This is a genomic window from Streptomyces sp. col6, assembly GCF_008042035.1.
Classification (GTDB): domain Bacteria; phylum Actinomycetota; class Actinomycetes; order Streptomycetales; family Streptomycetaceae; genus Streptomyces.
On record NZ_RDBL01000006.1, the window covers coordinates 1,267,993 to 1,274,464 of the forward strand.

The following is a 6,472-nucleotide window of genomic DNA, read 5'->3' on the forward strand; positions in this document are numbered from 1 at the left end:
GGGGCCATGTCCACTCACCTCATCACCGGTGCCGGCTCCGGCATCGGCGCAGCGGTCGCCCGGCGTCTCACCGAGCGCGGCGACGACCTCGTCCTGCTGGCCCGCGACGCGGGCCGCGCCAGGGAACTGGCCGCGCTCCACCCCGGCGCCCGTACCCTCGTCGGCGACCTCTCCAACCCGGACCGGCTCTCCTGGGCCCTCGCTCAGCAGAGCGTGCCGGAACGCCTCGACTCGCTGCTGCACATCGCGGGCGTCGTCGAGCTGGGCCCGGTCGGCGAGCTGACCCCCAAGGCCTGGCACACCCAGCTCAACGCCAACCTCGTCGCCCCCGCCGAGCTGACCCGCCTCACGCTGCCCCAGCTGCGCGTCGCCCAGGGCCATGTCGTCTTCGTCAACTCCGGCGCCGGGCTCTCCGCGAGCCCCGAGTGGAGCGCGTACGCCGCCAGCAAGCACGGCCTGAAGGCACTCGCGGACTCGCTGCGCCACGAGGAGCACGGCAACGGCGTCCGCGTCACCTCCGTCTACCCCGGCCGCACCGCCAGCCCCATGCAGGAGAAGGTCCACCGGCAGGAGGGCAAGGAGTACGACCCCGCCCGCTGGATCGACCCCGAGTCCGTCGCCACCACGATCCTGATGGCGCTCGACCTGCCCCGCGACGCCGAGGTCAACGACCTCACCGTCCGCCCCGGCCGCTGAGGACCCCCGGGCGCCCGTAGGCTTCCCGCGTGAGCGAGAACAGCGAGTTCCAGGACTGCCCGGCCACCGGGATCGGTTCGATGCCCGGGGGAGACGCCCGGGAGGCGGCGAAGACCGTCACCGGCTCCTTCGGGGACGGCGAGGGCATGCCGTACCTGGCGGAACTGCCGGCGCGCGGTCCCGGCGCCGACATGATCGGGCGGACGATCGGGCTGCTCTCCGAGCTGTACGGACACGTCGAGCCGAGCGGCTGGCGGATCAGCGACCGGCCCGGCCGCGACACCCGCCGGGCCCGGTCCTGGCTCGGTGAGGACCTGGACGCCCTGGAGGAGCTCACCCAGGGCTACGAGGGCCCGCTCAAGATCCAGGCCGTGGGGCCGTGGACGCTGGCCGCCGCCCTGGAACGCCGGGGCGGCGAGGCCTTCCTCGGCGACCCGGGCGCCTGCCGCGACCTCGCGGACTCACTCGCCGAGGGGCTGCGCGGCCACCTCGCCGAGGTGCGCCGCCGGGTCCCCGGCGCGCGCCTCGTCCTCCAGCTCGACGAACCCTCCCTCACCGCCGTGCTGCGCGGCCGGGTCAGGACCGCGAGCGGCTACCGCACCCACCGGGCCGTGGACCGCCAGCTCGTGGAGGCCACACTGCGCGAGGTGCTCGGCGCCGCCGGCGGGACCACCACGCTCGTGCACACCTGCGCCCCCGAGGTGCCCTTCGCGCTGCTGCGCAGGGCCGGGGCCGGCGGAATCTCCTTCGATCTCTCCCTCCTCACCGAGCGTGAGGAGGAGGCGGTCGGGGAAGCCGTCGAGTCCGGCACCCGGATGTTCTTCGGGGTGGTGCCGGGCACCGACCCGGCCTCGGGCCGATTGTCCGACCCGGGCGGTAGCGTCATGGGTGTCAGGACGCTGTGGCGCAGGCTGGGGCTGAATCCGGGGACTCTGACCGAGTCCGTGACGGTCACCCCCTCGTGCGGTCTCGCGGGCGCGTCGCCCGCGTACGCACGGGCCGCGCTCGCCCACTGCGCTCGGGCCGCACGATCGCTCGCAGACAACCCTGAGTAACGGGCGCTGGGTAACGGGAGGACGGGACGATGGCCGGCGAAGAGCAGACGGCAGGGCAGACCGCGGTGCCGGCGGAGGCCCAGGAGAGGCACAAGCTCCTCGCGGAGCAGATCGAGGAGCACCGCTTCCGGTACTACGTGAACGACCAGCCGGTCGTCAGCGACGCCGAGTTCGACCGGCTGTTGCGAGAGCTGGAGGCCCTGGAGGAGGCGCACCCCCCGCTGCGCACCCCGGACTCGCCGACCCAGAAGGTCGCCGGGCCGTACCGCACGGAGTTCACCTCGGTCGAGCACCGCGAGCCGATGCTCTCGCTGGACAACGCCTTCGACGACGAGGAGCTGGCCGCCTGGGGCGAGCGCATCGCCCGGGACGTGGGCTCACCCGGCTACCACTTCCTGTGCGAGCTGAAGATCGACGGCCTCGCCGTCAACCTCACGTACGAGAACGGCGTGCTGACCCGGGCCGCGACCCGCGGCGACGGCCGCACCGGTGAGGACATCACACCCAACGTCCGCACCATCACGGACATCCCGCACCGGCTCAAGGGCGACCGCGTCCCGCCGCTCGTCGAGGTCCGCGGCGAGGTCTTCTTCCCGATGGCGGGCTTCGAGGAGCTGAACGCCCGGCTGGTCGAGGCCGACGACAAGCCCTTCGCCAACCCCCGTAACGCGGCGGCCGGTTCACTGCGCCAGAAGGACCCCAAGGTCACCGCCTCCCGGCCGCTGCACATGGTGGTCCACGGCATCGGCGCCCGCGAGGGCTTCGACATCGACTGCCTCTCGCACGCCTACGAACTGCTGCACGAGTGGGGCCTGCCCACCGCCAAGCACAACAAGGTCGTCGACTCCCTCGCCGGCGTACGGGAGTTCATCGCGTACTTCGGCGAGCACCGGCACTCCGTGGAGCACGAGATCGACGGCGTCGTCGTCAAGCTCGACGAGATCCCGCTCCAGGGCCGCCTGGGCTCCACCTCCCGCGCCCCGCGCTGGGCCATCGCCTGGAAGTACGCGCCGGAGGAGGTCAACACCAAGCTGGTCAACATCCGCGTCGGCGTCGGGCGCACCGGCCGCGTCACCCCGTACGCCCAGGTCGAACCCGTGGTCGTGGCGGGCTCCGAGGTCGAGTTCGCCACCCTCCACAACCAGAACGTGGTCAAGGACAAGGGCGTCCTCATCGGGGACACGGTGGTGCTGCGCAAGGCCGGGGACGTCATCCCGGAGATCCTCGGCCCCGTCGTCGACCTCCGCGACGGCACCGAGCGGGCGTTCGTCATGCCGACGCACTGCCCCGAGTGCGGCACGGAGCTGAAGCCCATGAAGGAGGCGGACGTCGACGTCCGCTGCCCCAACGCCCGCTCCTGCCCCGCCCAGCTGCGCGAGCGCGTCTCCTATCTGGCCGGCCGCAAGTGCCTCGACATCGACCACTTCGGTTACGTCGTCGCCGCCGCGCTGACCGCGCCGCTGGAGCCCGCCGAACCGCCGATGCGCGACGAGGGCGACCTCTTCGGGCTGACCGTGGACGAGCTGCTGCCGATCCGGGCGTACGTCCTCGACCCGGACAGCGGGCTGCCCAAGCGCGACCCGAAGACCGGCGAGGAGAAGAAGGCCCGGGTCTTCGCCAACCAGCAGGGCGAGCCCAAGAAGAACGCCCTCGCGATGCTCGAAGCCATCGAGGCCGCCAAGCAGGCGCCGCTGGCCCGCATCCTCACCGGGCTCTCCATCCGCCACGTCGGCCCGGTCGCGGCCCGCGAGCTGGCCCGCCAGTTCCGCTCCATCGACCGCATCGAGGAGGCCACCGAGCAGGAGCTGGCCGACGCCGACGGGGTCGGGCCCATCATCGCGGCCTCGGTCAAGCGGTGGTTCGCCGAGGACTGGCACCGCGAGATTCTGCGCAAGTGGCGCGAGGCCGGCGTCCGGATGGAGGACGAGGGGGCCGGCGAGGACGAGGGCCCCAGGCCGCTGGAAGGACTCACCGTCGTCGTCACGGGCACGCTGACCGGGCACACCAGGGATGGCGCGAAAGAGGCCCTGCAGAGCCGCGGAGCGAAGGTCACCGGTTCCGTTTCCAAGAAGACCTCCTTCGTCGTGGTCGGGGACAACCCCGGATCCAAGTACGACAAAGCGGTGCAGCTGAAGGTCCCCGTGCTCGACGAGACCGGCTTCGCCGTGCTCCTCGACGAGGGGGCGGACGCCGCCCGCGAGGCCGCGCTCCCGGCCGGGGAACCGGCCGCGGAGGAGGCGCCGGCCCCCGGAGAGTGAACGGCAGCCGACACTCCGTCGAACGTCACCCGATCGGCGCATAGCAGATGCTGACGGACAGTCGGTTCGCATTCGGGCAAGACCGGTAGACCGCTGCCCGTAGCAGCCCTCCGCGGCCTACTGTGGTCAGATGCGCCCTCGGACCCCATCACCGGGCGGGGGCCGGGGCGCGTCGTGGCACGGAACGCATTCATCGGGTGACATCGGCATCGCCGGCTGTGAGAGGGACGGAATGAAACCGACCGAGAGCGCCGCACCGGTGGCGCGGCTGCAAGGTTTCGTGGGACCCGCGCCCAAAGTGGGCGCCGTCGTCGTGGCCCTCGCCACGGTTCAGCTCGCGACCGGCTTCTCCCGCGCCCTGAGCCAGGGGCACGCCCTCTTCCCCGACGGCCGGGCCGGCTGGTCGCTCGCGGTCCTCACCGGCATCGTCGTCGGCCATCTCGTCGCCCTCGGCCGCGACCGCTGGTGGGGCGGCACCGGCTCCGGCGCCGCCCTCACCCTGGCCGTGCTGCTGCTCTACGGCTGGGTGCCCGCCGGCCTCGTCAGCCTCGTCGTGGTCGTCCTCGTCGGTGTCGCCCGCAGACACCGCTGGTGGCAGGGGCTGCTGCACGGCGCCGTGGACATCCTCGGGGTCGGTGCGGCGGCGCTGGTGCTCGCCGCGTTCGGCGAGGTGCAGTCCGTCGAGCACCCCTGGCGGCCACTCGACTGGGGCATCGACGCCGTCCCGGAAGTCCTGCTCGCCGCCGCCACCTATCTGCTCGTCACCCGGGTGCTGCTGTGGTACTCGCGGGCCCAGCCGGGTGGCGGCCTGCCCACCGTCGCCCGTACCGCGATGCTGCGCCAGGGCCTGGTCGCGGTCGCCCTGCTCGGCATCGCCCCGCTGATCTGCGTCGTCGCGATGGCCAGACCGGTGCTGCTGCCGCTGTTCGCGGTGCCGCTGATCGCGCTCGACTCCACGCTCTGGATCGCCCGCGCCCGCGCCGAGGAGCAGCTGAAGGACCCGCTGACCGGGCTGCCGAACCGCCAGTGGCTGCTGGAGCGGACCTGGACGGCGCTGGAGGAGGCGGAGAGCGTCGGCAGCCGGGTCGGCCTGGTCCTGATCGACCTCGACCGCTTCCGCGCGGTCAACGACACCCTCGGCCATCTGGCCGGCGACCGGCTGCTGCTCCAGATAGCGGAGCGGCTGCGGCTCGCCCTGCCGCGCGGCGCGGAGGCGGCCCGGCTCGGCGGCGACGAATTCGCGGTCCTGCTGCCCACGGCCGACTCCACCACCAGCGCCCAGCGCGTCGCCCGCCACCTGGTCGCCGAGCTGTCCTCGCCGCTGGACCTCGACGGGCTGACCCTGGTCCTGGAGGCCAGCGCCGGGGTCGCCGTCTTCCCGGACCACGCGCTGGACGCGGAGGGGCTGCTGCGCCGGGCCGACGTGGCGATGTACCAGGCCAAGCGCGACCGTACCGGCGTCGAGGTGTACGAGTCCAAGCGCGACAGCAACACCCCGGACCGGCTGGGCCTCCTCGGCGACCTGCGCCGCGCGCTGGACGCGGGCGAGGTGGAGCTGCACTACCAGCCCAAGGTCCGCTTCGACGGCCAGGTCGCCGGGCTCGAGGCGCTGGTGCGCTGGGTGCACCCGGAGCGCGGAAGGGTGCCCCCGGACGAGTTCATCGCCATCGCCGAGTCCTCCGGACTGATGCCGCACCTCACGGAGTACGTCCTGGAGACGGCGCTCGCCCAGGTCGCCCGGTGGCGGGCGCAGGGCCTCTTCGTCCCCGTCGCGGTCAACGTCTCCCCGCGTGACGTGCACACCCCCGGGTTCGCCGGCGGTGTCGCGGCCCGCCTCGCCCGGCACGGCGTCCCCGCGGGAGCGCTCCAGCTGGAGATAACGGAACACGTGCTCCTGGAGGACCCGCAGCGGGCGGCGGACACGCTCGCCGGGCTGACCGGGCACGGGGTGAAGATGTCCCTCGACGACTTCGGCACCGGGTACTCCTCTCTGGTCCATCTGCGCCGGCTGCCGGTCAGCGAGCTGAAGATCGACCGGTCCTTCGTGGCCCGGCTCGCCATCGACCAGGAGGACGCGGAGATCGTCCGCTGCACCATCGACCTCGCCCACTCCCTGGGTCTGCTCGTCGTGGCCGAGGGCGTCGAGGACGACGAGACCTGGGAGCGGCTGCGGGACCTGCGCTGCGACGCGGTCCAGGGCTGGCTGGTGGCGGCCGCGATGCCGCCGCAGGAGACGACCGCCTGGCTGCGGGCCCGGGGCGAGCACGGCTGGCGCCGCCCGGCCGAGCTGGCCGCCGCGGCGGCAGCGGCGGCGGCCGCGGCCGCCTCCGCCGGGACGACCACGACGCCGGTGCCGGAGCTGGAGCAGCGCCCCTCGGGCCGTACATCGGGTCCCCGCCCGGCGACGACGTAGGACCGGCTCGGAACCGTCTCCTCGAAACCGTGTCCTCAGCCATGTGGCCG

At 73.2% G+C, this 6,472-nt stretch carries 4 protein-coding genes; all 4 read left to right on the forward strand.

Features of this window, described 5'->3' with window-relative positions; translation table 11 throughout:
• The first annotated feature begins 6 nt into the window (after nucleotides 1-6).
• The 4 genes from EAO73_RS09855 (at nucleotide 7) to EAO73_RS09870 (ending at nucleotide 6,422) form a co-directional block, all read left to right on the forward strand.
• Nucleotides 7-696 (forward strand): SDR family oxidoreductase, encoded by a 690-nt coding sequence (locus EAO73_RS09855; RefSeq protein WP_147970999.1) that lies wholly within the window; start codon nucleotides 7-9, stop codon nucleotides 694-696.
• A 29-nt stretch (nucleotides 697-725) separates the two neighbouring features.
• On the forward strand, nucleotides 726-1,751 hold the full coding sequence (locus EAO73_RS09860; protein ID WP_147971000.1) for a methionine synthase: 1,026 nt from the start codon (nucleotides 726-728) through the stop codon (nucleotides 1,749-1,751).
• A gap of 29 nt (nucleotides 1,752-1,780) precedes the next feature.
• The gene (ligA, locus tag EAO73_RS09865; protein WP_147971001.1) at nucleotides 1,781-4,009 is read left to right on the forward strand and encodes an NAD-dependent DNA ligase LigA; all 2,229 of its coding nucleotides are present in this window, start codon (nucleotides 1,781-1,783) and stop codon (nucleotides 4,007-4,009) included.
• Between the two features lie 130 nt (nucleotides 4,010-4,139).
• Nucleotides 4,140-6,422, forward strand: coding sequence for a putative bifunctional diguanylate cyclase/phosphodiesterase (locus EAO73_RS09870; RefSeq protein ID WP_376557178.1), 2,283 nt, complete (start codon nucleotides 4,140-4,142; stop codon nucleotides 6,420-6,422).
• Nucleotides 6,423-6,472 lie beyond the last annotated feature (50 nt).

Bases quoted from the DNA above. Each gene is read 5' to 3' on its own strand.
- EAO73_RS09855 (WP_147970999.1), top strand. From the start codon at position 7: ATGTCCACTCACCTCATCACCGGTGCCGGCTCCGGCATCGGCGCAGCG.
- ligA (WP_147971001.1), top strand. From the start codon at position 1,781: ATGGCCGGCGAAGAGCAGACGGCAGGGCAGACCGCGGTGCCGGCGGAG.
- EAO73_RS09870 (WP_376557178.1), top strand. From the start codon at position 4,140: ATGCGCCCTCGGACCCCATCACCGGGCGGGGGCCGGGGCGCGTCGTGG.